We start from the raw sequence: 23746 nt of genomic DNA on the forward strand, positions 1-23746 counted from the left end.
AATATGGAAACCACCATCCTCTTTGCCCCGCTCGTGGGTGCGTTGATCTGCGGTTTTGGCTGGCGCTTCATTGGTGAGAAAGCCGCCATGTGGACCGCAACGGGCCTGCTGTTTCTGGCCTGCCTGCTCAGCTGGATCGTCTTCCTTTCATTTGATGGCCACACCCAGCAGATCGAGATCATGCGCTGGATCGAAAGTGGTTCGCTGTCGACAAGCTGGGCCATTCGTCTGGACCGTCTGACGGCGATCATGCTGATCGTGGTGACGACCGTTTCGGCGCTGGTTCACTTGTATTCGTTCGGCTACATGGATCACGACCCGCAATGGCGTGAAGGCGAAAGCTATAAGCCGCGTTTCTTTGCCTATCTGTCGTTCTTCACCTTCGCCATGCTGATACTGGTGACGGCGGACAATCTGGTTCAGATGTTCTTTGGCTGGGAAGGCGTGGGTGTCGCCTCGTACCTGCTGATCGGGTTTTATTATCGCAAGCCCAGCGCCAATGCAGCGGCGATGAAAGCGTTCATCGTGAACCGAGTGGGCGATTTCGGCTTTGCGCTTGGGATCTTCGCGCTGTTCTTCCTGACCGACAGCATCAATTTCTCAGACATATTCGCGTCGGCCCCGGCATTGGCGGAGGAAAAACTGAGCTTCCTCTGGGGTGAGTGGACTGCGATCGAGGTGATCTGTGTTCTGCTGTTCATTGGCGCGATGGGTAAATCGGCGCAGTTGATACTACACACCTGGCTGCCGGATGCGATGGAAGGTCCGACCCCTGTGTCCGCGCTGATCCACGCTGCGACCATGGTTACCGCAGGTGTGTTCCTGGTCTGCCGTATGTCGCCGCTGATGGAGTTCGCACCGGGGGCCACCGGGTTCATAGCCTTCCTTGGCGCTTCGACTGCGTTTTTCGCAGCAACCGTGGGCTTGGTGCAGACCGATATCAAGCGGGTCATTGCGTATTCGACCTGTTCGCAATTGGGTTACATGTTTGTCGCCGCCGGCGTTGGCATGTACTCAGCCGCGATGTTCCATCTGCTGACGCACGCGTTCTTCAAGGCGCTGCTGTTCCTTGGTGCTGGTTCAGTGATCCATGCGATGCATCATGAGCAGGAGATGACCGAGTACGGCGGTCTGCGGAAGAAAATCCCCTATACGTTCTGGGCGATGATGATCGGCACGCTGGCCATTACCGGTGTGGGCATCCCGCTGACCACGTTTGGCTTCGCCGGGTTCCTGTCGAAGGATGCCATAATCGAAAGCGCCTTTGTAGGTGGCACAGGTTATGCCTTCTGGATGTTGGTAATCGCAGCGGTGTTCACCTCATTCTACAGCTGGCGTCTGATATTCCTGACCTTCTATGGCGAGCCGCGTGGCGACAAGCATACGCATGAGCACGCGCACGAAAGTCCGATGGTCATGCTGATCCCGTTGGGGGTACTGTCTCTGGGCGCGGTATTCTCGGGGATGCTGTGGTACAACCAGTTCTTCGGCTACACCGATAAAGTGGCCAAGTTCTACGGTATTCCGCTGGCGGAAGAGACCGGCGGTCATGGCGAAGTTGCCGCAGACGCATCTCATGGTGAGGCCAAGGCAGATGACGACCAAGTCGACGCGAAGGCTGATAAAGGCGAGGGTGACTACAAGGCGGACAAAAAGCATGCCAGCTTTGGCGGTGAGCCGGGCGAAGGCGCGCTGTATATGGCGCCTGACAACAATGTCCTGAACGACGCGCATGAGGCTCCGAAATGGGTCAAAGTATCGCCTTTTGTTGCCATGCTGCTGGGTTTTGTCGTCGCCTATTGGTTCTACATCGTGAACACGTCGTTGCCCGCACGTCTGGCGGCGAACCAGCGGCCGCTGTACCTGTTTCTCAAGAACAAGTGGTACTTTGACGAGATCTACGACGCGATCTTTGTCAAACCTACCGTTGCGCTGGGTCGGTTCCTGTGGAAACGCGGTGACGGCAACACGATTGATGGCTTCCTGAACGGGGTTTCGATGGGCGTGGTGCCCTTCTTTACCCGCCTCGCAGGCAAAGCTCAGACGGGTTACATCTTTACTTACGCCTTCTGGATGGTTTTGGGCATCGCCGCTCTTGTCACCTGGATGTCGATCGGCGGAGGCGCAAACTAATGGACAATATCCTATCTATTGTCACCTTCATCCCCGCCATCGCAGCAGGCATTCTGGCCCTGTTTCTGCATGGCGAGGACGTAGCCGCGCAGCGCAACGCCAAATGGGTTGCGCTGGTTGCCACAACCGTGACCTTTCTGGTCTCAATCGGCATCTATACCGGCTTTGATCCGTCCAACACCGGCTTCCAGATGGTGGAAGAGGGCGAGTGGCTGCTGGGCCTGAAGTACAAGATGGGTGTCGATGGGATCAGCGTTCTTTTCGTGCTGCTGACCACCTTCATCATGCCGCTGACCATTCTGGCCAGCTGGCAGGTCACGGACCGGGTCAAGGAATACATGATCGCATTCCTGCTGCTGGAGACGCTGATGCTGGGCGTGTTCATGGCGCTGGATCTCGTGCTGTTCTACCTGTTCTTCGAGGCAGGCCTGATCCCGATGTTCCTGATCATCGGTATCTGGGGTGGCAAGGACCGCATTTATGCCAGCTTCAAGTTCTTCCTATACACCTTCCTCGGCTCGGTGCTGATGCTGGTGGCGATGGTTGCGATGTATGCGGATGCGGGCACTACGGATATCGAGGCGCTGATGAGCCATCAGTTCTCGTCCGAAGGGTTTAGCGTGCTGGGCATCTATATCGTCGGCGGCATGCAGACGCTGATGTTCCTGGCCTTCTTCGCGTCGTTCGCGGTGAAGATGCCGATGTGGCCGGTGCATACCTGGCTGCCGGATGCGCACGTTCAGGCGCCGACGGCAGGTTCGGTCGTGCTGGCGGCGATCCTGTTGAAGATGGGCGGCTATGGCTTCCTGCGCTTCAGCCTGCCGATGTTCCCGGTAGGGTCTGCGGTGATGACCGATGTGGTGCTGTGGATGTCGGCGATTGCTGTTGTCTACACCTCTCTGGTCGCGCTGGTGCAGGAGGATATGAAGAAGCTGATCGCCTATTCCTCGGTCGCGCATATGGGCTTTGTGACCATGGGTATCTTTGCAGCGAACCAGCAGGGCATTGATGGCGCGATCTTCCAGATGCTCAGTCATGGGTTCATTTCCGCAGCGCTCTTCCTGTGTGTTGGCGTGATCTATGACCGGATGCACACCCGCGATATCGAGGCGTATGGCGGTTTGGTCATCCGGATGCCGGCTTACGCTCTGGTCTTCATGCTGTTCACCATGGCCAATGTCGGCTTGCCTGGTACATCGGGCTTCATCGGGGAATTCCTGACCCTGATGGGCGCATTCCAGGTCAACACCTGGGTGACGGCTGTGGCTGCAACCGGTGTGATCTTCTCGGCGGGCTATGCGCTATGGCTCTATCGCCGGGTAGTCTTTGGAGATCTGATCAAGGAAAGCCTCAAGGCCATCACAGACATGAGCTCGCGCGAGCGGCTGATCTTCGCGCCGCTGATCGTGATGACCATTCTGCTTGGGGTTTATCCCTCGCTGGTGACCGATGTGATCGGGCAATCCACCGCAGCGCTAATCTCGAACTATGACACGGCTCTGGCCGCGGCTGAAGCCGCAACCCAGACAGCCGCTTCGCATTAAGGGGGCTTTGGAGACATGATCCAGGCTGATCTGACAATCATCCTGCCGGAAATTGTTCTGGCAATTTATGCGATGGCGGCGCTGATCGGGGCTGTCTACACCACCAAGGATGCTCTGGCTCCCATGCTGGTCTGGGCCACTTCAGGTCTGATGGCGGTGTTGGCAATCTGGATTGCGATGAATGGCGAAGGTACCAACGTGGCCTTCAACGGCATGTTCGTGGATGACGGCTTTGCTCGATTTGCAAAGGTTGCGATTCTGCTGTCTGCCGCTGCGGTATTGCTGATGAGCCAGGAATATATGGCGCGCCGCGATCTGTTGCGCTTTGAATATCCTCTGCTGGTCGCACTTGCGGCTGTAGGCATGATGATGATGGTTAGCGCAGGCGATCTGATGTCGCTTTATATGGGGCTTGAGCTGCAGTCGCTGTCGCTTTACGTCGTGGCCGCCTTGCGGCGCGACAGTGCCAAATCCACCGAAGCCGGTCTGAAATACTTCGTGCTGGGCGCGTTGAGTTCTGGCTTGCTGCTCTATGGTGCGTCGCTGGTTTACGGCTTCACTGGCACCACGCTGTTCTCGGGTATCATCCAAACGGTGCATCATGGAGATGTCTCGATTGGCCTCCTGTTTGGCCTGGTGTTCATGATCTCGGGTCTGGCCTTCAAGGTCTCGGCCGTGCCGTTCCACATGTGGACGCCGGATGTGTATGAAGGGTCACCGACCCCGATTACAGCGTTCTTCGCTACCGCTCCGAAAGTGGCTGCGATGGCCTTGTTCGCGCGCCTGATGCATGACGCATTCGGAGGCGTGATCAAGGATTGGCAGCAAGTGATCGTGCTGCTTTCGGTCCTGTCGATGCTGCTGGGCGCGGTTGCGGCCATCGGGCAGCGGGACATCAAGCGGCTGATGGCGTTTTCGTCGATTGCCCATATGGGATATGCTCTGATCGGACTGGCCGCCGGGACCGAGATGGGCATCAAGGCAATGCTGATGTATCTGGCCATCTATGTGACGATGAACATCGGAACCTTCGCATTCATCCTGATGATGGAGCGTGATGGCAAACCGGTCACTGATATTGATGCGCTACGTCAGTTCTCGAAGCGCGATCCGGGCAAAGCTCTGGCGGTCCTGATCCTGATGTTCAGTCTGGCGGGCGTGCCACCGATGCTGGGCTTCTTCGCCAAGTTCGGCGTCTGGCAAGCGGGTATCGATGCCGACCTGTTCGGGCTGGTGATCGTCTCGGCCATCGCCTCGGTCATCGGTGCGTTCTACTATCTGCGGATCGTGTTCTACATGTATTTCGGGGCGGAGAATGAAGACCCGATCGAGATCCGCTCGACCCCGGTTTTGTGGGCAGCGCTGATGGGCTCTGCGGCTCTGATGTTGATTGGCGTATTTTATCAGTTCGGTGTGGAAGGGGCAGCTGCAGCTGCTGCGGCGACGCTTGTCAACTGATACTGCCGCGTTTCGATCAACCGAGGCTCGGTCGCGCGACCGGGCCTTTTTGACATGAGCGAATGGCCGCAGGGATATGGCCTGCATATACTGAAAGAAGTCGACAGTACTCTGAATGAGGCGGTGCGGCTTGCGCCAACAGCGACCGGTCCGGTCTGGATCATGGCACATCATCAGACCGCCGCGCGTGGTCGGCGCGGGCGAGCCTGGGCCAACCCCAAAGGTAATCTGGCAGCGACTTTGCTGATGCGCCCGCCGGGTGATCCGGAACAGGCGGCCCTTCGAAGTTTTGTCGCAGCGCTCGCCCTGTATGATGCCTGTGTGGCGGTAACGGGGCGCGCAGTAGGTTTGGCACTGAAATGGCCCAATGACGTGCTGCTCAACGGCGGAAAACTAGCGGGTATCCTGCTAGAAAGCACGGGGCAGGGCCGGGGGGTGTCACATCTGGCGATAGGGGTTGGGGTGAACCTGTCCGAGGCACCGGGCACTGATCGCGTCGAAGCCGGAGCGGTGCGACCTGTTTCTCTGCTCTCGGAAACCGGCGCGCTCACCACCCCCGAGGATTTTCTGACCGAACTGGCGGTAGCTTATGCGCATTATGAGACCCAGTTCATGACCTACGGGTTCGAACCGATCCGCACAGCCTGGCTATCCCGAGCAGCGCGGTTGGGCGAAGTCATAACCGCTCGTACAGCCACGTCCGAAACGGTTGGAACCTTCGAAACGGTAGACGTGGGTGGCAGCCTTGTCCTAAACACCGCCAAGGGCCGGGTCAGCATTCCGGCTGCGGATGTTTACTTCTGAAAGGGGCGCGGGATGCTTCTGGCGATTGATTGCGGCAATACCAACACCGTTTTCTCGATCTGGGATGGCGAAAAGTTTCTGTGCACTCTGCGCACCTCAACCCACCATGCCCGCACAGCGGACGCCTATTTCACCTGGTATTCAACCTTGGTGAAACACTACGGTATCGAAGCTGATATCTCGGATGTGATCATCGCCTCAACCGTGCCACGCGTGGTGTTCAACCTGCGGGTCTTTGCTGATCGCTTTTTTGGATGCCGGCCGATTGTTGTTGGCAAGCCAGATTGCCTGCTGCCGGTCAATCCGCGCGTGGACGAAGGCACCGTGCCCGGTCCGGACCGGTTGGCCAACGCGGCGGCGGCGTTCGACCGCCATGGCGGCAATGTGGTTGTGGTTGACTTTGGGACCGCCACGAATTTCGACGTGGTCGCAGCCGACGGCGCCTACGTCGGTGGTATCATCGCCCCTGGCGTGAACCTGAGCCTTGAGGCACTGCATCAGGGTGCCGCGGCGTTGCCGCATATCGACATCACGAGGCCCGAAAAAGTGATTGGAACAAACACGGTTGGCTGTATCCAGTCCGGCGTGTATTGGGGATATTCCGGCCTGATCGAAGGGCTGATCTCGCGCGTGAAAGCTGAATACGGAATGGCGATGAAAGTCGTCGGTACCGGGGGCCTGGCGCCTCTTTTTGATCAGGCTGACGTGGGTTTTAACGCTATCGAGGATGATCTGACGATGCACGGGTTGACCGTGATACATCGCTATAACAAGGAAAATGGCTCAACATGAGCAGTGAACGACTGATCTATCTGCCGCTGGGCGGTGCAGGCGAAATCGGCATGAATGCCTATGTCTATGGTTACGGTAAGCCGGGGCAAGAGCGGTTGATCCTTGTGGATCTTGGCGTTGCCTTCCCGGACATGGACACCTCGCCCGGCGTGGATCTGATCTTTGTAGACATCACCTGGTTGAAAGAGCGCGCCGATCAGCTGGAAGCAGTTTTTGTCACTCACGCGCACGAAGATCATGTCGGGGCGGTGGCCCACTGTTATGAGGCTTTGGGCGCGCCGGTCTACGCGCGCGCTTTTACCGCCAATATCGCGCGTCGCAAGATGGAAGAACGCGGCCACCCGACCGAGGCGGTGCAAACTGCGTCTCCATGGCCCGAACAGATCAAGGCTGGCCCGTTTACCGTTGGCTTCCTGCCGGTTTCGCATTCCATCCCTGAAAGTGCAGGGCTCGTTATCGACTCGCCTGCCGGACGCGTGGTGCATACGGGGGATTTCAAGCTCGATTCCAACCCGGTCGTGGGCGAACCATTCGATCCCGATCTGTGGGCCGAGGTGGCAAAGCCCGGCGTCAAAGCGTTGGTCTGTGACAGTACCAATGTGTTCTCAAGCCATCCCGGGCGTTCGGAATCCGAAGTCGGCCCCGAGATCACCCGTCTGGTTCAAGAGGCCAGCGGCATGGTCATCGCAACCACGTTTGCCTCGAACGTGGCACGCGTGAAAACGCTGGCAGAGGCGGGACAGAAAGCCGGCCGTTCGGTCGTACTGCTGGGTCGTGCGATGCGGCGTATGATCGAGGCGGCGACCGAGACCGGCATCCTGACCGATTTTCCAAAGGTTATCAGCGCTGAAGAGGCCGTCGACGTGCCGCGCGCGAACCTGATGTTGATTGTGACTGGCAGCCAAGGCGAGCGCCGCGCGGCCAGCGCTCAACTGGCGCGTGGTAAATATCGCGGGCTAGAAGCGAAAGAGGGCGATCTGTTTCTGTTCTCGTCCAAGACTATTCCCGGCAATGAACGTGGCGTAATCCGCATCATGAACCAGCTCAGTGAGAAGGGCGTGGATGTGGTCGATGACAGCTCTGGTCTGTATCACGTCTCGGGTCACGCCAACCGGCCTGATCTTGAGAAGGTTCACGCCCTGATCGATCCGCAGATGGTCATCCCGATGCATGGCGAACACCGCCACTTGCGTGAGCATGCCAAACTGGCCGAAACGGGTGGTCGCACTGGGATTCTCGCTGTTAACGGCACTATGCTGGATCTGACTGGGAATGCGCCCAAAGTGGCGGATTATATCGAGACTGGCCGGACCTATCTGGATGGTACAGTCAAAATCGGCGCCTTGGACGGCGTGGTGCGCGACCGGATTCGGATGGCGCTGAACGGCCATATCATCATCACCGTGATATTGGACGAAGAAGACGAACCGCTGGGTGAGCCGTGGTGCGATACGATGGGCCTGCCCGAAACGGGATCATCCCGCGCGGGGCTGATTGAGGTGCTGGAAGAGGACCTGAACCAGTTCCTGATGCGTGCGGGCGCAAAGACGCTGCGTGATGACGACAAACTGGAAGAAGGGTTGCGCCGGATCGCACGTCAGACCGCGCAGGCCGAGATCGGCAAGAAACCCGAGGTAACAGTGGTTGTTAGCCGAATGCGTTAATCTGCATAGGGCATCGGATAGCCCCTAAGCTGCAGGAAAAGGCTGGCCTCTTCGTTGTTGAGAAAGAAGGGAACGGTTTCAGGCGGGTTCGGGTCCTCTGCACGGGCAGCGACTTCGGCCAGAACAACTTCGGTGATGAAGGGCAGGTCGAACTCCCGCGCTTGGCTGATCTTGACCCATTGCAAATGCGATAGCTCGTCCGAGGCATGGGTGAAGTCGTCAAGATCCCCCTGAATCGCGTCCGCATCGACCAGAAAGAACCTGGCGTCGAACCGGCGGGGTCGCCCCGGTGGTGTGACTGCGCGAAAGACAAATTGCAGTGCTTCCGCAGACGGCAGGTAGCCCATCGCCGCAAAGCTTTGCCAATCGGCTGGAATCGCGCCTTGCCAACCCCCTTGTTGTCCCAGAACAAGCCCGGTTTCTTCCCACAACTCTCGGATCGCCGCGACAGCCAGAGAGGTCTGCAAGTTTGGCGCTGATTGTTGTGACAGGCGATCGGTGCATAGATCGGGCAATGGCGTACTGAGCGGGATGCCTGCATCGGAAGCATCAACCGCGCCGCCCGGGAATACGAATTTGTTCGGCATGAACGCAGCCTTGGCACCGCGTTGGCCCATCAGGATCGACGGGTCTGTGAACCGATCACGCAATACGATTACGGTAGCAGCATCCCGGATTGCGGTTTTATCCGCCGTCATCCGGCCTTGCCAAACCCGTGCATCCGCCGCGCCCATTGATAGGCGACAACGGCCCCTTTGAGACGGGGCAGAAGGAACAGGGATAGCGCGACGCAGCCGATCGAGAATGCAATCGCCATGGTCCATGGATCGGGACGCCACTGCACGTAAGAGACATGAAGGGCGGGTGCCAGAAGGTGCCCCACCAGCAGGATCGTCAGGTAGGCCGGGCCGTCATCAGCGCGATGATGGAACAATTCCTCCCCGCATTCCGAACAGGTGTCATTCACCTTGAGATAGCTGTGCAACAGCGCACCCTCACCGCAATTCGGGCATTTGCACCGGAACCCTCGGATCAATGCGGGTTTTGTTGGGCGGTCTTCTTCGAGCGAACTGTCAATAGTTTGGTCAATCATATGTATCTCGCGCATCTTTCCTGGAGGCATATAGGCAGGATCAGACCCAACGGAAAAGGGGGGTGCGTCGCTTTGTGGCGCTGCTGCTTAGCGTATCATTTTCTATTGGCGTTTCAAATAAAGCAAAAAAAGTTGTGCCGGAAGCGACGGAAACCCGCCCAAGCCGCGTTTGAACAGGTATCAACAGCGGCAAATGGCCGCCAAATTCAGGGAACTATGTAATGAAAACCAAAAGCTTCATTTCGGCAATCGTCGTAGCTGCAGTTACTGTGACCGGCACTTCCGCTTTGGCCAAGGGCCCGCGTGCGACATTTCAGGAACTGGATGCCGACGGGGACGGGCAGGTGACTCAGGCCGAGATCGAGACACATCGCAACCAGAAATTCACCGCTGCCGATACGGATGGCGACGGCCAACTGAGCGTCGAAGAAATGCAGGCTGCGGCGCAGACCAAGGCCAACGAGCGTGTCACCAAGATGTTCGAAAAGCACGACGCAAATGCGGATGGTTTCCTTAGCGAAGATGAATTGCCGAAACCGCGCCGCGCCTCCAAGATGTTCGAGCGCATCGATGCCGACGGCAACGGTTCGATCTCAGAACAGGAATACGCGGATGCAAAAGACAAAATGGGCCGGAAACACAAGCGGCATCAGAAGTCGGACACCGACAACAACTGATACGGGATGGAGGATCTGACCTCTTATCCCGACATCGAGCATGGCGGAACATCTGCCATGCCCGAGCCCAGCGACGAAGAGTTGCTGGGCCGGTTTTCTGATGGCGATGCTACGGCGGCCCGCCTGCTGACCGGGCGGTTGGGGCCGCGAAGTTATTCCGTGGCTTTGCGAATGCTGGGAAACCCAGCCGAAGCAGAGGACGTAACGCAAGAAGCGATGATGCGCCTGTGGAAAATGGCGCCTAACTGGGTGCCGGGGCAGGCGCAGTTATCGACTTGGCTCTATCGCGTAACACTGAATCTATGTGTGGACTTGCGCCGGAAAAAGCGGCCTCAAGCGTTGGACAATGTGGCCGAACCCGAAGATGAGACTGCCAGTGTGGTCGACCAGATGCAGGAGAGTGCCCGCAAGGACGCGTTGCAGGCTGCATTGGAGCATTTGCCGGACCGGCAGCGGCAGGCTGTGGTTCTGCGGCACATCGAAGAATTGTCCAATCCCGAAATCGCGGGGATCATGGATATTTCGGTCGAGGCGGTTGAAAGCCTGACCGCGCGTGGCAAACGATCTCTTACCGCGATACTGGCGGGGCGTCGGGATGAACTGGGGTACGAACATGGCTGATCAAGATAACGAACTCGACCATCTGTTTGCACAGGCGCGTGCGGCGCGGGATGTGCTTCCCGACGATCTGGCTGTTCGCATCGAAACGGATGCCGAAGCCATACGTCTGGCCCGGACTGCAAGACCGCAGCGGCGGACATGGCGGCAAAAGATAGGCGTTATCGGGGGGTGGCAAGGGTTGAGCGGTCTTGTGGCGGCAAGCGCAGCTGGCGTCTGGATCGGGTTCTCCGCGCCGACCTTCTTGCCGGACCCTGTTGATTATTTCATCTCACAAGAGACGACCTATCTGATGGCCGATCTGAATTTAGACGAAAACTATCTGGAGGATGCAGAATGAGCGATCATCCCGCACCCAAACGCAAATGGATGCCGATATTGCTGGTTGTCTCTCTTGCTTTGAATCTGTTGATTGTCGGAGTCATTTTGGGTGCGGCATTGCGCTTTAAAGGAAGCGCTCATGCCGATGCGCCTCCGGGATTTGGCCCGGCGCTGTATTATGCGCTGCCAAAGTCGGATCGAAAGGCTCTGAGGGGTGAGTTGTCGGACCTGCGCGGAAAAGGATCACATCGGCGCAAGCAGGATTTTACTGCTCTCAGTCAAGTGCTTAGGGCCGTGCCTTTCGATCCCGCAGCGGTTGCGAGTCTTTTGGCACAGCAGTCGAAGGCAACTGCTGATCTGCAGACTGCGCTTCATCAGCAATGGCTGGCCCAGATCTCGGCCATGAATGATGACCAACGTGCCGCTTACGCGGACCGGCTGGAGGACGTGGTTAAACGCGGCCCGCGCAAACACAAAAAACGGGACTGACTAGTCACGCTGCGCTTTGCCGAATCTGTACCTGGTTGCGGCCCGCTTTTTTGGCGGCATAAAGTGCTTTGTCCGCCGAGCTGATCAATCGACCGACCGGGTCTGCTTCGCCTGGATGAGAGAGTTCGGGCGGGGTACATAATTTCACCCCCACGCTGATCGTTACGGGTACTGGGGCCGGACGATCCGGCAGCTGAAAAGGTTTTTCGCAAATTGTTTCACAAATCTGTTTCGCTTGCTTCAGCGCTTGGTCGGTTGAGGTATTCGGTAGCCCGATCATGAACTCTTCGCCGCCGATACGCGCGACAAAACCGGTTTTTCCTATCACGACTCGCAGCCTTTTCGCGGTTTCGGTCAGAACCAAATCCCCCGCGGCGTGACCGTAACGGTCATTGATTGCCTTGAAGTGGTCCAGATCGGCCAGCATCACGGCGAATCCGTGTTCCGTTTCTGGGGCCTGATGCGCGATCTGGTCCAGCGCGCGCATCGCATAGCGGCGATTGAACAGTCCCGTCAGCGGATCGATCAGGGATTCGGCCAAATCCCTGCGCAATGTCGCTCGCAATCTGTCGTCTCGGGTCTTGCGGGCGATCAAAGTTTCAAGCCGCAAGCATATCTCATCTGTCTGAAACCCGCCCATGCAGACCGCATCAGCGCCTCGGTCCAGCGCCTCGGCCGCAAGTGCGGGATTATCATCCGGCAACACACCGATCAGCACCGTATTTCGTGTCGCACCGCGCGACCGAAGATCTGCCAGTAGGTTCCGCCCCGAGCTATTCGGTGCAAGCTCAACAACAATCGCGTCCGGGATCGTCCCGGACAGGATGCCTTTGAGATCAGGCAGAGTATGGCCGGTCACACGATGCCGGGTTTGATGGGTCAGAGCATTACTCCACAACGCGCTGGTTCGAACTGTTTGCGTCAGGATCGCGATCTCTGCCGTCGATGGCGGGGCGATCAGCACCTGTGGCGCCTCGCCAAAGCCAATGGTTTGGGCCGAACCTTCGATGTTTAATTCCTGCCGTTCGGCGCGCGCACGTAACAAGCTGCGCACGCGGGCCAATAGAAGTGTATCCTTGAACGGATAGCCAAGCACATCATCCAGCCCGTCCGACAGTGCCTTCAAACGCGCTGCTTTGTCGTTTTGCGGTGCAATCGCAACAATCGGCACATCGATCAGAGCAGGATCTGCCGCCATCACTTTCTTAACATCCGCAGCGCTTCCGTCGGGCAGAGTTTGCGCTGTAAGAACCAGATCAGGCCGTGTCCGCCGCAGCAATGCACCAAGCCCGGCCAGTTTCTCACCCTGCACGACATGGTACCAGGCCGCCGTCAACTGAACCTTGAGCATTATACGATTGGTCGAAACACCGTCGAGGACGAGTATGGTGCCTTGTACAGACATAGCCATTCACCGTTTGATTGCATGCGTTGCTAAAGTGTTTATGAGTCTGGTTAACAAACCCTTTCCAACACAGTGTCCGAGGCCAGTTTATGCCGATCTCCGCCAATTCCGCTGAAACTCTGGCCCTGAATGTGCTGGGCTGGCTGGTGGGAAATGATGAGTTGCTGCCCGTTTTCATGGGGGCGACAGGTGCCTCGGAACAAGATTTGCGCGACCGTGCGGGTGAGGTTGAATTTCTTGGGTCTGTGTTGGACTTTCTGCTGCTTGACGATTCATGGGTGATCGCTTTTTGTGACGCCAATTCCGTGCCCTACGAAGAGCCGGGTCAAGCCCGTGCCGCGTTGTCCGGAATTTCGGATATGCACTGGACCTAACCCAAAGGAAATTTGTTTCATGGCAATCGACGCCCTCGTGTTCGACAAGGACGGTACTCTTTTTGATTTTGCAGCCACTTGGGGTGCGTTCGGGCGTATCGCGATGCTGCAGCTCTCTGATGGAGATGTGCAGCGCGCGACCGAGTTGGGGAAGGCCATCGGATTTGATTTTGAACAAGAGAGCTACGACCCGAATAGCGTAGTCATCGCCGGAACGGTCGATGAAGTTGCTGCAGCCCTTACACCGCATTTGCCTGAGGTATCTCTGGGGCACCTGATCGAAACACTCAACCGGGCGTCAGCGAACGCAGAGCAGATCCAAGCCGTTCCCTTGGCACCATTCCTTGCCGAGCTGCGTCGCGCCGGGCTGAAACTGGGCGTTGCGACGAACGATGCTGAAATGCCGGCCCTGCAGCACCTGCAGTCCGTTGGTGTGCGAGACCATTTTGATTTTGTAGCCGGATATGACAGCGGACATGGTTACAAGCCAGGTCCGGGGCAGCTATTGGCCTTTGCTCAGCATGTCGAGGTCGCGCCATCTCGTGTTGCGATGGTTGGTGACAGTCTTCACGATCTAGAGGCGGGACGCGCCGCAGGGATGGTCACCATCGGGGTTCTGACCGGCATGGCGACGGCCAAAACACTCGAACCGCTGGCGGATGTCGTCTTGCCCAACATCGGGCACATTCCCGGCTGGTTGTCGAAAACCGAATAACCTCGGTTCCAAATCGCCGGGTTGGATAATAAAACCGACAACTCTTGTCGCAGACAGAACGGCGATGCTGAGTCTTCGGGGCTTTCATGGGAGTGAAAGCGCGGAGGATGGTGATGGCTGAGAGCAAGACACGCAAACGTCGCGGTGGTGGACGCGCGGGCGCAGCCGCGAGGCGCGGCGCGGCGGTGATCGAGCAGATGCCCTGGAACCCGCCCACAAACATCGACAAGCCAATCGAGCCGTTGGGACCCGAGGGAATCGAAGCGGTTCACGAAGGTGCCATGCGGATTCTCGAAGAGATCGGCATCGAGTTCTACAATCAAGAAGCCATCGGGATCCTGCGCAAGGCGGGCTGTACAATTTCCGGCGACAACGTCCGTATGGACCGGGATTTCGTGATGGAAATGGTGAGCAAGGCGCCCAACAAATTTACCATCACGCCGCGCAACCCGGAGCATCAGATCGAGATTGGTGGCAAGACCATTCTGTTCGGCAATGTTTCATCCCCACCAAATTATTGGGACATGGAAATCGGAAAAAAAGTGCCCGGCACCCGGCGGATGTGTCAGGACCTGCTGAAGCTGACGCAATACTTCAACTGTATCCACTTTGCAGGTGGATATCCGGTTGAGCCGGTCGATATCCACGCCAGCATACGGCACCTTGATGTGCTTTATGACAAGCTGACCCTGACTGATAAGGCAATGCATGCCTATTCGCTGGGGAAAGAGCGCGTCGAAGACGTGATGGAGATGGTGCGTATCGCGGGTGGCCTGAGCCACGAGGAATTCGAGGCCACGCCCCGGATGTACACTAACATCAACTCGACCTCACCGTTGAAACACGACCATCCAATGATCGATGGCTGCCTGCGGCTTGCGCGGCGTGGGCAGGCAATTGTCGTGACGCCTTTCACTCTGGCCGGGGCGATGGCCCCCGTGACGATGGCTGGCGCAGTGGCACAATCGCTTGCCGAAGCGCTGTGCGCGATTGCGTTGTTTCAGTACGTTCGCCCGGGTATTCCATGCGTGATCGGGACCTTTACTTCGAATGTCGATATGAAATCCGGTGCGCCTGCATTCGGGACACCGGAATACATGCGCTCGACCCAGATGACTGGGCAGATGGCACGGTATTATGGCTTGCCTATGCGGTCCTCGGGCGTTTGCGCGGCAAATGTGCCTGATGGGCAGTCGGTTTGGGAAACCTCGAATTCCCTTTGGGCGGCGGTACAGTCAGGCACCAACATGGTATATCATGCGGCAGGCTGGCTGGAAGGAGGCCTTATCGCAAGCCCCGAGAAATTTATCATGGATTGCGAAATCCTTCAGCAGATTCAGAGGTATATGCAACCGGAACTGACAGCGACGGGCCCGGATGACATCGCCCTTGAAGCGATCCGGTCTGTTGGAAACGACGGGCATTTCTTTGGCATCCAACATACGCAAGATCGCTATACCACCGCATTTTATCAGCCGTTCCTGAGTGACTGGAAAAACTTCGAAGCCTGGGAAGCAGCTGGTGGTATCTGGACTGCGGAACGTGCCCATCGGATGTTCAAGGAGATCGTGAACAATTTCGAAGCCCCGAAGATGGATGAGGCGATCCGCGAGGAGCTGGCCGAGTTTGTTGAGCGCCGCAAGGCCGAAGGCGGTGCGCCGACCGATTTCTGATCGCTGCCCAATCCGCCCTTCAGTTTGGGATTAGATCGGATTCTCATAATCCCGTATCGGATTTTGGGTGTTTGTTAAGCTTTCTGCGATCACTTGAGAGTGTCTTTCAATCTGAGGCGACTCATGCACGGGCTGATCAACAGGGCGATCCAATCCTTTGTCTGCGCCACCTACGGGCGTCAATGCTGGTTGCGCGCGACTCATACGGCCGGGCTGGGATTTGACGAGTTCGAGGCGATGTTGATCTATGACGCGGAGATATCGACCCGAGTGCTCGACGCTTTGTGCGCTGACTTGAACCGCCCAAAATCCGAATTTCTTGAGGATTTGGGCACTTATCTGGTCTCACACTCGAACATGGAAGATCTACGCAGGTTATTGCGTTTTGGCGGGGTCACCTATTTGGAGTTTCTGCATTCGCTTGATGATCTGTCGGATCGCGTCCGCCTTGCTGTGTCCGATCTGAGATTGCCGGATTTGGAATTGCAGGAACACTCGCCCGGGGAATATCACCTGCATTGCACTCCTGATTTGCCGGGGTATTCCAGCGTCATGACAGGTGTACTACGAGCCATGGCGGATGACTATGGGGCGTTGGTGATCCTGTCCAATGAAGGGTGCCAAAACGGGGCTGAGTTGATTTCAATCACATTGATCGAAAGCGCGTTTGCCGAAGGGCGTCACTTTGATCTTGGGGCACGTAAATCATGATCAAGACCGCAGATCTTGGACAGTTGCTGGACACCTTATGTCCGATGTTCGTCCTTGTAGATGACATGGGGCGGATCGGGCAGGTTGGACCAACTCTGCAGAAGCTACGTCCGGATCGGCCTATGGTCGGCCGAAGCTTTCTGGATGTCTTTGAGCTGGTGCGCCCTCGCTCAATCACGACAGTAGCTGCGCTGATGATGGTGCCGGACCGAAAGCTACACCTCAGGTTTCAAGACCGGCCGCAGACTGCGTTCAAAGGTCTGATTGCGCCGTTTCCTGGCGGAAGCGGGGCGGTCATCAACCTGTCGTTTGGAATTTCGATACTGGATGCGGTACGCGACTATTCTCTGACCAGCACCGATTTCCCGGGCACTGATCTGGCCATAGAATTGTTGTATCTGGTCGAGGCAAATTCTGCCGCGATGGAAGCGTCACGCTCACTGAACTTGCGTCTGCAAGGTGCGATGCTGGCGGCAGAAGAACAAGCCTACACGGACACGTTGACCGGGCTGAAAAATCGACGTGCGATGGATCATATTCTGGGGCATTTGATTTCGTCGAAATCGAGTTTTGCAATGATGCATCTGGATCTGGATTTCTTCAAATCGGTCAATGATCGATTGGGGCATGCTGCAGGGGACTATGTTCTGCAGCAAGCCGCAAAGATCATGCTGGACGTCACACGCAGCGACGACACGGTTGCCCGAGTCGGGGGTGATGAGTTTGTCTTGATTTTTAAGGGCATGAACGATCGTACAAAGCTTGATGGTATTGCAGGGCGCCTGATTTCACGCCTGTGCAAGCCGATGCAGTTCGATGGGGCAACCTGCCGTATATCGGCAAGTATTGGTACAGCACTCTCGACACAATTCGAAGTGCCCAAGGCCGAAGATATTCTTCATGCCGCCGATCTGGCTTTATACGCAGCGAAACGAAGCGGGCGATCCTGCCACCGTTTCTATTGCGAGCTATCTGATGCGCAGCATTCCGGTTGACGCAGGTGGCCCCCCTTTGCTTCGCTACAGTGTATCCAACATCGCCGCGATGTGTCGTTTGACCTGAGGAAGCTCTGAAATCACGGGCATTACGTGTCCGTGAAAGCTGGCGCGGGCAAGTTCCTCGGGCACATCTTCCAAAACATGGCCTCCGGTGCAGGCAAAAAACGGCAGGCACAGCGCCTTGCCACCGCACCCGGTGGCGGCGTCCGCAATTGATGGGGTTTGCTCAACGAACCCGGTGCGAATGCTATTGAACGCGGTAAGCCGACCCAGATTCTCGGCGAAACCCTTTGCGACAATGGCCGGATTGGCGCTGCGGCCCGAGCCATGTGCAGCGATCACAAGATCTGTGTCCGCCGCGCTCCAAACCCTGTTCGTCAGTTCCTGATGTATGGCCGCTGTAATCAGGGAAGGCAGTTCGGGATCGATACCCATGGGGTCCAGAATCGTGACAGAACGCTGGCCAATCCGCTTTGGCAGAGCGCTGGTGACAAACCAGCCGCGCGCCATGAATAAGGGGTAGATAACCGTGTCGCCAGTCAATCCATCAAGGCAATTTTCCAACGCCTGCGGGGCTGCCAATGTGGCCGACGTTACCGAAACCCGTTGACATAACTCATCTACCTCTCGCGCAAAGGCTGCTAGCGCAGCTTCTGCAGGTGCAGGGTCCGAGGGTTGGCCATGGGCGACGATAACGGCGTGTGTCATGCAGGGCTCCGGATAGGTTCTGCGATAGATGTATTGCTGGTGGGCAGAGTCAATGCGGTGTTGGCAATTTCGTCATCCCAGTAGAGTCAGCCACAACCAGACCGTCAATATTGACGCGGTTGTTCCGATCAGAACCGACGACGCGGCCACACGTTTGGCATGTCCGTACATGTTCGCGAAGATGTAGCTATTGATCCCCGGCGCCATCGCTGCGGTAAGAACGCCCGAGCGGAACAGGTCTTGCGGCAGCGCCAGAGTTGACCCGAAGAACCAAACCAGGCTCGGGTGCAGCATCAATGAGATACAGCAGACGAAAATAATGGTACGCAGATCGCCCTCGGGTCGGTACTTAACCAGCACGCCCCCCAGCGCGAACAGGGCACCGGGCAAGGCCGCGCGGGTGATCAGGTTCAAGGCTTCGTCTACAACTCCGGGTATGGCCAGTCCAGTGAGGTTTACGACAAACCCCAACGAGATCCCAAGAATGAGTGCATTCTTGAACATGGCCGACAGCACGGATTTCAACATCAGCACTCCGCCGTTGCCGCGGTTTCGAAGCACCTCCATCACCGTGATGCCGAGGCAATAGCAAAAGGGTGAGTGGAACGCGATGATTGTGAAGTTGCCAACTAAATTTTCGACCCCATAGGCGCGCTCGGTAATAGGCAACCCCAAGAGGACCGAGTTTGAAAACAGACAGCAAAATCCAATAGCAACCGAATCCTCCCACGCTCGTCCGAAGATCAGGCGCGCACCGATCATACCAGCGACAAAACACAGACCAGCTGCTGAATAGAAACTGACCAAAAGCCGAGGATCGAAGCTGGTGCCGAGATCGAGATTGGCAATGGCGAGAAACAGTAGGCAGGGAATGGCAAAGTTCTGCGTGAAACTCATTAACCCATCGATATGGGTTTCGCGAAAATAGCCGAACCTCGTCGCCGTGTATCCGGCACCGATGACCAGAAACACCGGCAGGATGACATCAATCAGGCTTTGTAACATGGCGGCGTCATACGGGGTATCGTAAGCGCGTGCAGCAGCATGCCTTACAGGGTGTGCCGGATCACCATGCCATCATAGGCAGGCGTGATATGATCCGGTGTTTCCGCATCGACCGTCGCATAATCCAGATCGATATGCATGTTGGTCAAAACGGCGCGTTTTGGTTTCAATTGGTCGATCCACTCCAGCGTCTTTTCCAGATGGGCATGTGTCGGATGCGGGGAACGACGCAGAGCGTCAATAATCAGGCAGTCCAGATTCGCCAGTTCAGTCATGCTCTCATCATAAAGCTCTGCTACATCAGGCAGATAGACGATGTTTCCCATTCTGAAGCCAAGCGCATCAATCGATCCGTGGTTCACGCGAAATGGCCGAAGCGGGATCGTGCCGCCTGGACCGGGAATTTCGAACGGCCCATTGATTGTCTTGAGGTCGAGTATGGGCGGATAGGGCGAGCCCTCGGGCTGAACGAAGGCATAGCCAAACCGGCTGAGCAGATCGTTCTGCGTGTCACCATCGGCCCAGACGGGGACGCGGGTTTTCATATTGAAAACGATCATCCGCAGATCGTCGATCCCATTCATGTGGTCCGCGTGGGAATGCGTGTAGACGACACCGTCCAATCGCCCAGTCCCGGTGTCCAGCAATTGGCTACGCATATCAGGTGAGGTGTCGATCAGAACCGACGTAGTCCCGTCCGGCCCGTCCCGTTCGACCAGTAACGAGCATCGCCGACGCTGGTTTTTCGGGTTTTCCGGATCACAATCGCCCCAATGTCCCCCGAGACGGGGGACGCCACCGGATGACCCGCAGCCCAGAATTGTCAGGCGCAGCTCGCTCATGCAGCCGCCTTGTATGTGGCGGCTTTAGTGAAGAGCCGATCAAAATTGGCCTGCGTTTTTGCGGCGAAATCTGCGTAATCCAATCCGAAGACCTCAGCCCCTTTACGGGCGGTGTGTGCGGTATAGGCGGGCTCATTCCGTTTACCGCGATATGGTGGGGGGGCAAGATAGGGCGCATCGGTTTCGACCAGAATACGATCAACCGGAGCTGAAGCGAAGATATCGCGTAGTTCTTGGCTTCTTGGGAAGGCCGCGATGCCGGACATGGACAGGTAAAAGCCCAGATCAAGCGCGGCCCGGGCCAGTTCAGCCGATGAAGAGAAACAATGCATGACACAGGAATAGGGCGTATTACGATGCTCTTCGGTCAGAATGCGGGCCATGTCGTCATCAGCAGCGCGCGCGTGGATGATCAATGGCAGGCCAGTGCGCTGGGCGGCCTCGATATGGATGCGCAGCGATTGTTTCTGAACATCTGCCGACTCGGCCGTGTAGTGATAATCAAGCCCGCTTTCCCCAATGCCCACGAACTTGGGATGCTTAGCCAATGCGACCAGCTCATCGACCGTGGCCATCGGCTCATCAGCGGCGCTCATCGGGTGGGTGCCTGCAGCGTAGAAGACTGGGGCGTGAGCCTCGGCGATGGCGCGCACAGCGGGTTCGTTGCGCAGCCGGGTGCAGATGGTCACCATGCGGGTCACGCCAGCCTCGGCAGCGCGGGCGACGATATCATCCAACTGACCGTCGAAATCAGGGAAATCCAGATGGCAGTGGCTGTCGGTAATTTCGGGGGTGAGGCTCATCAGCTGTGACCGGCGGTTTCCTGTATCTTGAACACCGTATCTAGGACAAGCGAGGCAGGGTCAAGGTTCACCGCCTGCCCGTGTCGTGCGCGCGCCGTGATGAGCGCGGCGACCTCCGCCCATTGGCGGGCCTTGTGCTGCGAGTTAGAGAGGCGCGACAGAGTTTCAGCCTCATTCGGGGCGGCCTCGGGTATGGGGGCGGCACCTTTTGCACCTGTCAGCGCCAAACGCGAGAGCGCAACGTCGATCAGCGAAAGCAGCAGATCAAACCGTTCCGCAGCACCTCGCTGAGCAGCCGCTTCTGCCAGTTTCAGGGCGCGCTGGCGGTCGAGCCGGGGAAGGGAGCCCAGAACTGCAATCAGCTCGGCATAAAGCTCTAGCCCGCCGAGATTGATCAAGCGGACGGCATCACCCACTGAACCGGCGGCGAGGGCTGCCAAATGCTCGGCCCGACTAGGGATTTCTGTGCCGGTCTGCGCTAGCGCGGCCTGCATGTCATCTGCGCCAAGGGGTGAAAGCCGCAGCGTGCGGCAACGCGAACGGATGGTCGGCAGCAGGCGCGAAGGTTGGTGTGAAACCAGCAGCAGCGTCGTGCGCGCTGGGGGTTCTTCGAGCATTTTCAGCAGCGCATTGGCGGCGCTGACATTCATTTCATCCGCTGAATCGACGATAACAATCCGGCGACCACCATCGGCAGAGGACAGGCCGAAGAACTTGCCCAGTTTGCGGATGTCATCGACAACGATTTCGTTGCGCAGCCGTCCCTGATCGTTGACGGACCGGGTGATTGCGGCAAGGCCGGGCTCGGCCCCCGCCTGGATACGGTGTGCGACGGGGTGGTCCGGGTCGATGTCCAACGTCTCAGGCGCAGGAGGGGCACCAAACAACCCGCCTTCATCTGCCCGAGGTGTGGCCAACAAAAACTGTGCAATGCGCCAGGCAAGGGTAGCCTTGCCCACGCCGCGCGGCCCCGTTAGCAACCAGCCGTGGTGCAGCCGGTCCGAGTTATACGCGGTTAAAAACGCCTCTTGGGCCGCATCCTGTCCGAACAGCTTGAGAGTTTCGCGCGGATGCGGGGCACCAGGGGCCTGATCCGGTGATTGGATATCGTCGCTCATGTCAGCTCAATTGCAGGGACGCCATGACAATATCTGTCACATCCCGCGCAACGCTGTCCATGTCCCGATTGCCGTCGACCACGTGGAAACGGTCAGAGAATTCTTGGGCCAGACCCAGAAAACCTGCCCGCATCTGTTGTTGAAGATCCAAACCGAAATCTTCGAATCGTTCTTCGGTGCCCTGACGACCTTTGGCGCGCAACAGACCGGTTTCCGGGTCCATATCGATCAGCAAGGTCATATCTGGCTCTCGCCGGATCATCAAGCTGTGCAACTGATCCACCAAACCCCGCAGATCGCCGCGCGACAGACCTTGATACATCCGGGTACTGTCGGCAAAGCGATCGCAGATCACAACCTTGCCCTCTGCCAACGCGGGTTCAATCGTGCGCTCAAGATGATCGCGCCGGGCAGCGGTGAACAGCAGGATCTCGGTCTCGGCCGACCAGCGGTCCGGATCACCGTGCAGCACAAGGCTGCGAATTTCTTCTGCCCCGTCCGATCCGCCGGGCTCGCGCGTCAGAACGACGTCGCGGCCTTGATGCCGCAAGTGCTCGGCCAGCAGGCGCGCCTGCGTGGACTTGCCTGATCCGTCAATGCCTTCGAAGGTCAGAAACGTTCCGCGCGCTGTCACATTTGCTCCAGAGGAGTGTTGATCACTTCTTTCAGAACGATGCCACCCACGGTCAACATACGCACGACAAACCCGCCCAAGGGAACATCCTTTTCCGCAACCAGCGGGCGGCGGATTTCGGGCAATCCCTCGGGTTGGATAACAAGCTCGGCCAATTGCTGGCCTTTGCTGACCGGTGCGTTGATAGGGCCGTCATAGACAACTTCGGCCTTGATGTCCTTGTCGCCCAAAACGGGGAACAGCAAGGTCAGATCACCCTCGGGCACCAATCCCACAGTCTTTTCCGCCCCCATCCAAAGCTTGGCCTGGGCTACCGGTTCTTCTGATTTGGCAACTGTCCTCTCGACAAAATTTCGAAACGACCAGTTAACCACGGCCTCAGCCTCCTCTGCGCGCTTGGCAGTGCTGTCGAGCCCTGAAAGAACAAAGACAACCCGTCGGTCGCCTTGTTTGGCAGAACCGACCAAACCATATCCTGCCTCTTGGGTATGGCCAGTCTTGAGGCCATCGGCCCCGATATCAAGCTTCAGCAGCGGATTGCGGTTTCGCGCGTTCGAGGGCGCTCGGCCATCGAATTCGAACTCTTCTTCGGCAAACAGGGGATAGTACTCGGGGAAATCGGTGATCAGCCGGTCGGCCAGAACTGCCAGATCGTGCACTGACATCATGTGCCCAGCAGCAGGCCAGCCGTTGGAATTGGCAAAGTTCGAGTTGTTCATGCCCATCTGCTGCGCCCGCTGAGTCATGAAACGGGCGAATCCGGCTTCGCTTCCGTCGGGGCTGAGCGCTTCGGCGATCACGACACAGGCGTCATTGCCCGAAAGCACGATGATCCCGCGCAAAAGATCCTCGACCCGGACACGATCCTGCGTGTTCAGGAACATGGTCGAGCCGCCATAGCTCATTGCATGTTCCGAGACGGGCAAAGTTTCGTCCAGCGTCAAACGGCCATCGCGCAAGGCTTCAAACGCCACATAAAGCGTCATGAGCTTCGACATGGACGCTGGAGGCAGAGGCTGATCGGCGTCTTTAGACAACAGCACAGTGCCGGTTTTCTGGTCCATCACATAAGCCGCACGCGCGGTGGTGTCGAAGGCATGGGCGGGCAGTGCCAACAGCGCCAACCCGAGGGCCAGTGTGGTGGATCGCAAAGCGGAAAGCATCATG

General features: G+C 57.6%; 25 protein-coding genes. 15 read left to right on the plus strand and 10 right to left on the minus strand.

The genetic code is table 11. From position 1 onward, the window contains the following. Window positions 1-3 precede the first annotated feature (3 nt). Genes nuoL through ACR0A1_RS01690 form a run of 6 tightly spaced genes read left to right on the plus strand, consistent with a single transcriptional unit; the run spans window position 4 to window position 8395 of the window. The gene (nuoL, locus tag ACR0A1_RS01665) at window positions 4-2133 is read left to right on the plus strand and encodes an NADH-quinone oxidoreductase subunit L (RefSeq protein ID WP_480865977.1); all 2130 of its coding nucleotides are present in this window, start codon (window positions 4-6) and stop codon (window positions 2131-2133) included. Then, window positions 2133-3677, plus strand: a complete 1545-nt coding sequence (locus tag ACR0A1_RS01670) for an NADH-quinone oxidoreductase subunit M (RefSeq protein ID WP_170403976.1) — start codon at window positions 2133-2135, stop codon at window positions 3675-3677. The genes nuoL and ACR0A1_RS01670 overlap by 1 nt, the downstream gene beginning before the upstream one ends. Window positions 3678-3692: 15 nt before the next feature. Then, window positions 3693-5135 carry an NADH-quinone oxidoreductase subunit NuoN gene (nuoN, locus tag ACR0A1_RS01675; protein ID WP_170397032.1) on the plus strand — a complete coding sequence of 481 codons (1443 nt, stop codon included), beginning with the start codon at window positions 3693-3695 and terminating at the stop codon, window positions 5133-5135. 54 nt (window positions 5136-5189) lie between these two features. Continuing rightward, complete coding sequence (locus ACR0A1_RS01680) at window positions 5190-5939, plus strand: biotin--[acetyl-CoA-carboxylase] ligase (RefSeq protein WP_170403973.1); 750 nt, start codon at window positions 5190-5192, stop codon at window positions 5937-5939. Window positions 5940-5951: 12 nt separating this feature from the next. After that, window positions 5952-6731, plus strand: coding sequence for a type III pantothenate kinase (locus ACR0A1_RS01685; protein WP_223117778.1), 780 nt, complete (start codon window positions 5952-5954; stop codon window positions 6729-6731). Continuing rightward, window positions 6728-8395, plus strand: a complete 1668-nt coding sequence (locus ACR0A1_RS01690) for a ribonuclease J (RefSeq protein WP_480865979.1) — start codon at window positions 6728-6730, stop codon at window positions 8393-8395. The genes ACR0A1_RS01685 and ACR0A1_RS01690 overlap by 4 nt, the downstream gene beginning before the upstream one ends. Here the strand turns inward: ACR0A1_RS01690 and ACR0A1_RS01695 are convergent. Further along, complete coding sequence (locus ACR0A1_RS01695; RefSeq protein ID WP_480737400.1) at window positions 8392-9093, minus strand: NUDIX hydrolase; 702 nt, start codon at window positions 9091-9093, stop codon at window positions 8392-8394. The genes ACR0A1_RS01690 and ACR0A1_RS01695 overlap by 4 nt on opposite strands. Continuing rightward, entirely contained in the window at window positions 9090-9488 is a 399-nt protein-coding gene (locus ACR0A1_RS01700; protein WP_170647708.1) for a DUF983 domain-containing protein, read from the minus strand. Before ACR0A1_RS01700 ends, ACR0A1_RS01695 begins: the two co-directional genes overlap by 4 nt. Before the next feature lie 221 nt (window positions 9489-9709). On the opposite strand from ACR0A1_RS01700, the gene ACR0A1_RS01705 reads away from it, so the two are divergent. From ACR0A1_RS01705 to ACR0A1_RS01720, 4 genes are read left to right on the plus strand one after another with little or no spacing between them, the layout of a single operon-like run. Beyond that, entirely contained in the window at window positions 9710-10165 is a 456-nt protein-coding gene (locus tag ACR0A1_RS01705; RefSeq protein WP_170403961.1) for an EF-hand domain-containing protein, read from the plus strand. Between the two features lie 6 nt (window positions 10166-10171). After that, window positions 10172-10786 carry an RNA polymerase sigma factor gene (locus ACR0A1_RS01710; protein WP_170818013.1) on the plus strand — a complete coding sequence of 205 codons (615 nt, stop codon included), beginning with the start codon at window positions 10172-10174 and terminating at the stop codon, window positions 10784-10786. Continuing rightward, entirely contained in the window at window positions 10779-11123 is a 345-nt protein-coding gene (locus tag ACR0A1_RS01715; protein WP_170647710.1) for a hypothetical protein, read from the plus strand. Before ACR0A1_RS01710 ends, ACR0A1_RS01715 begins: the two co-directional genes overlap by 8 nt. Further along, window positions 11120-11593, plus strand: a complete 474-nt coding sequence (locus ACR0A1_RS01720; RefSeq protein ID WP_170397015.1) for a periplasmic heavy metal sensor — start codon at window positions 11120-11122, stop codon at window positions 11591-11593. Before ACR0A1_RS01715 ends, ACR0A1_RS01720 begins: the two co-directional genes overlap by 4 nt. A 4-nt stretch (window positions 11594-11597) precedes the next feature. Here ACR0A1_RS01720 and ACR0A1_RS01725 read toward each other — a convergent pair whose 3' ends face one another. Further along, the gene (locus ACR0A1_RS01725) at window positions 11598-12998 is read right to left on the minus strand and encodes a diguanylate cyclase (protein ID WP_223118255.1); all 1401 of its coding nucleotides are present in this window, start codon (window positions 12996-12998) and stop codon (window positions 11598-11600) included. An 89-nt stretch (window positions 12999-13087) separates the two neighbouring features. Here ACR0A1_RS01725 and ACR0A1_RS01730 point away from each other — a divergent pair, with 89 nt between their 5' ends. The 5 genes from ACR0A1_RS01730 to ACR0A1_RS01750 all read left to right on the plus strand — a co-directional run bounded on the left by ACR0A1_RS01730 (window position 13088) and on the right by ACR0A1_RS01750 (window position 17466). Next, window positions 13088-13372, plus strand: a complete 285-nt coding sequence (locus ACR0A1_RS01730; RefSeq protein ID WP_480865982.1) for a DUF3572 domain-containing protein — start codon at window positions 13088-13090, stop codon at window positions 13370-13372. A gap of 19 nt (window positions 13373-13391) precedes the next feature. Further along, window positions 13392-14087 carry an HAD family hydrolase gene (locus ACR0A1_RS01735; protein WP_170424087.1) on the plus strand — a complete coding sequence of 232 codons (696 nt, stop codon included), beginning with the start codon at window positions 13392-13394 and terminating at the stop codon, window positions 14085-14087. Window positions 14088-14200: 113 nt separating this feature from the next. Then, entirely contained in the window at window positions 14201-15760 is a 1560-nt protein-coding gene (locus ACR0A1_RS01740; protein WP_170397009.1) for a trimethylamine methyltransferase family protein, read from the plus strand. 123 nt (window positions 15761-15883) lie between these two features. Beyond that, window positions 15884-16471 (plus strand): heme NO-binding domain-containing protein, encoded by a 588-nt coding sequence (locus ACR0A1_RS01745; RefSeq protein ID WP_170403939.1) that lies wholly within the window; start codon window positions 15884-15886, stop codon window positions 16469-16471. Next, complete coding sequence (locus ACR0A1_RS01750; protein WP_170403937.1) at window positions 16468-17466, plus strand: GGDEF domain-containing protein; 999 nt, start codon at window positions 16468-16470, stop codon at window positions 17464-17466. The genes ACR0A1_RS01745 and ACR0A1_RS01750 overlap by 4 nt, the downstream gene beginning before the upstream one ends. A gap of 24 nt (window positions 17467-17490) precedes the next feature. On the opposite strand, the gene ACR0A1_RS01755 is transcribed toward ACR0A1_RS01750, so the two are convergent. The 7 genes from ACR0A1_RS01755 to ACR0A1_RS01785 form a co-directional block, all read right to left on the minus strand. Continuing rightward, window positions 17491-18177: a CbiX/SirB N-terminal domain-containing protein gene (locus ACR0A1_RS01755; RefSeq protein WP_480865985.1), complete on the minus strand. Its 687-nt coding sequence runs from the start codon at window positions 18175-18177 to the stop codon at window positions 17491-17493. A 72-nt stretch (window positions 18178-18249) separates the two neighbouring features. Further along, window positions 18250-19182, minus strand: a complete 933-nt coding sequence (locus tag ACR0A1_RS01760) for an AEC family transporter (protein WP_170397001.1) — start codon at window positions 19180-19182, stop codon at window positions 18250-18252. A 44-nt stretch (window positions 19183-19226) separates the two neighbouring features. Next, window positions 19227-20024 (minus strand): MBL fold metallo-hydrolase, encoded by a 798-nt coding sequence (locus ACR0A1_RS01765; RefSeq protein ID WP_480865988.1) that lies wholly within the window; start codon window positions 20022-20024, stop codon window positions 19227-19229. Continuing rightward, window positions 20021-20827 carry a TatD family hydrolase gene (locus tag ACR0A1_RS01770; RefSeq protein ID WP_170424075.1) on the minus strand — a complete coding sequence of 269 codons (807 nt, stop codon included), beginning with the start codon at window positions 20825-20827 and terminating at the stop codon, window positions 20021-20023. Before ACR0A1_RS01770 ends, ACR0A1_RS01765 begins: the two co-directional genes overlap by 4 nt. After that, window positions 20827-21945 carry a DNA polymerase III subunit delta' gene (locus ACR0A1_RS01775; RefSeq protein ID WP_480865990.1) on the minus strand — a complete coding sequence of 373 codons (1119 nt, stop codon included), beginning with the start codon at window positions 21943-21945 and terminating at the stop codon, window positions 20827-20829. The genes ACR0A1_RS01770 and ACR0A1_RS01775 overlap by 1 nt, the downstream gene beginning before the upstream one ends. Window position 21946: 1 nt before the next feature. After that, on the minus strand, window positions 21947-22579 hold the full coding sequence (gene tmk / locus ACR0A1_RS01780; RefSeq protein ID WP_480865992.1) for a dTMP kinase: 633 nt from the start codon (window positions 22577-22579) through the stop codon (window positions 21947-21949). Continuing rightward, on the minus strand, window positions 22576-23742 hold the full coding sequence (locus tag ACR0A1_RS01785; protein WP_170396992.1) for a D-alanyl-D-alanine carboxypeptidase family protein: 1167 nt from the start codon (window positions 23740-23742) through the stop codon (window positions 22576-22578). The genes tmk and ACR0A1_RS01785 overlap by 4 nt, the downstream gene beginning before the upstream one ends. Window positions 23743-23746 lie beyond the last annotated feature (4 nt).

It is taken from the genome of Ruegeria sp. D6 (assembly GCF_056534365.1).

Coding starts and splice junctions, on each gene's coding strand:
- ACR0A1_RS01685 (WP_223117778.1), top strand. CDS start 5,952: ATGCTTCTGGCGATTGATTGCGGCAATACCAACACCGTTTTCTCGATC.
- nuoL (WP_480865977.1), top strand. CDS start 4: ATGGAAACCACCATCCTCTTTGCCCCGCTCGTGGGTGCGTTGATCTGC.
- ACR0A1_RS01730 (WP_480865982.1), top strand. CDS start 13,088: ATGCCGATCTCCGCCAATTCCGCTGAAACTCTGGCCCTGAATGTGCTG.
- ACR0A1_RS01720 (WP_170397015.1), top strand. CDS start 11,120: ATGAGCGATCATCCCGCACCCAAACGCAAATGGATGCCGATATTGCTG.
- ACR0A1_RS01775 (WP_480865990.1), bottom strand. CDS start 21,945: ATGAGCGACGATATCCAATCACCGGATCAGGCCCCTGGTGCCCCGCAT.
- ACR0A1_RS01670 (WP_170403976.1), top strand. CDS start 2,133: ATGGACAATATCCTATCTATTGTCACCTTCATCCCCGCCATCGCAGCA.
- ACR0A1_RS01700 (WP_170647708.1), bottom strand. CDS start 9,488: ATGATTGACCAAACTATTGACAGTTCGCTCGAAGAAGACCGCCCAACA.
- ACR0A1_RS01735 (WP_170424087.1), top strand. CDS start 13,392: ATGGCAATCGACGCCCTCGTGTTCGACAAGGACGGTACTCTTTTTGAT.
- ACR0A1_RS01745 (WP_170403939.1), top strand. CDS start 15,884: ATGCACGGGCTGATCAACAGGGCGATCCAATCCTTTGTCTGCGCCACC.
- ACR0A1_RS01765 (WP_480865988.1), bottom strand. CDS start 20,024: ATGAGCGAGCTGCGCCTGACAATTCTGGGCTGCGGGTCATCCGGTGGC.
- ACR0A1_RS01755 (WP_480865985.1), bottom strand. CDS start 18,177: ATGACACACGCCGTTATCGTCGCCCATGGCCAACCCTCGGACCCTGCA.
- ACR0A1_RS01750 (WP_170403937.1), top strand. CDS start 16,468: ATGATCAAGACCGCAGATCTTGGACAGTTGCTGGACACCTTATGTCCG.
- ACR0A1_RS01690 (WP_480865979.1), top strand. CDS start 6,728: ATGAGCAGTGAACGACTGATCTATCTGCCGCTGGGCGGTGCAGGCGAA.
- ACR0A1_RS01695 (WP_480737400.1), bottom strand. CDS start 9,093: ATGACGGCGGATAAAACCGCAATCCGGGATGCTGCTACCGTAATCGTA.
- ACR0A1_RS01785 (WP_170396992.1), bottom strand. CDS start 23,742: ATGCTTTCCGCTTTGCGATCCACCACACTGGCCCTCGGGTTGGCGCTG.
- ACR0A1_RS01760 (WP_170397001.1), bottom strand. CDS start 19,182: ATGTTACAAAGCCTGATTGATGTCATCCTGCCGGTGTTTCTGGTCATC.
- nuoN (WP_170397032.1), top strand. CDS start 3,693: ATGATCCAGGCTGATCTGACAATCATCCTGCCGGAAATTGTTCTGGCA.
- ACR0A1_RS01715 (WP_170647710.1), top strand. CDS start 10,779: ATGGCTGATCAAGATAACGAACTCGACCATCTGTTTGCACAGGCGCGT.
- ACR0A1_RS01705 (WP_170403961.1), top strand. CDS start 9,710: ATGAAAACCAAAAGCTTCATTTCGGCAATCGTCGTAGCTGCAGTTACT.
- ACR0A1_RS01710 (WP_170818013.1), top strand. CDS start 10,172: ATGGAGGATCTGACCTCTTATCCCGACATCGAGCATGGCGGAACATCT.
- ACR0A1_RS01725 (WP_223118255.1), bottom strand. CDS start 12,998: ATGTCTGTACAAGGCACCATACTCGTCCTCGACGGTGTTTCGACCAAT.
- ACR0A1_RS01770 (WP_170424075.1), bottom strand. CDS start 20,827: ATGAGCCTCACCCCCGAAATTACCGACAGCCACTGCCATCTGGATTTC.
- ACR0A1_RS01680 (WP_170403973.1), top strand. CDS start 5,190: ATGAGCGAATGGCCGCAGGGATATGGCCTGCATATACTGAAAGAAGTC.
- ACR0A1_RS01740 (WP_170397009.1), top strand. CDS start 14,201: ATGGCTGAGAGCAAGACACGCAAACGTCGCGGTGGTGGACGCGCGGGC.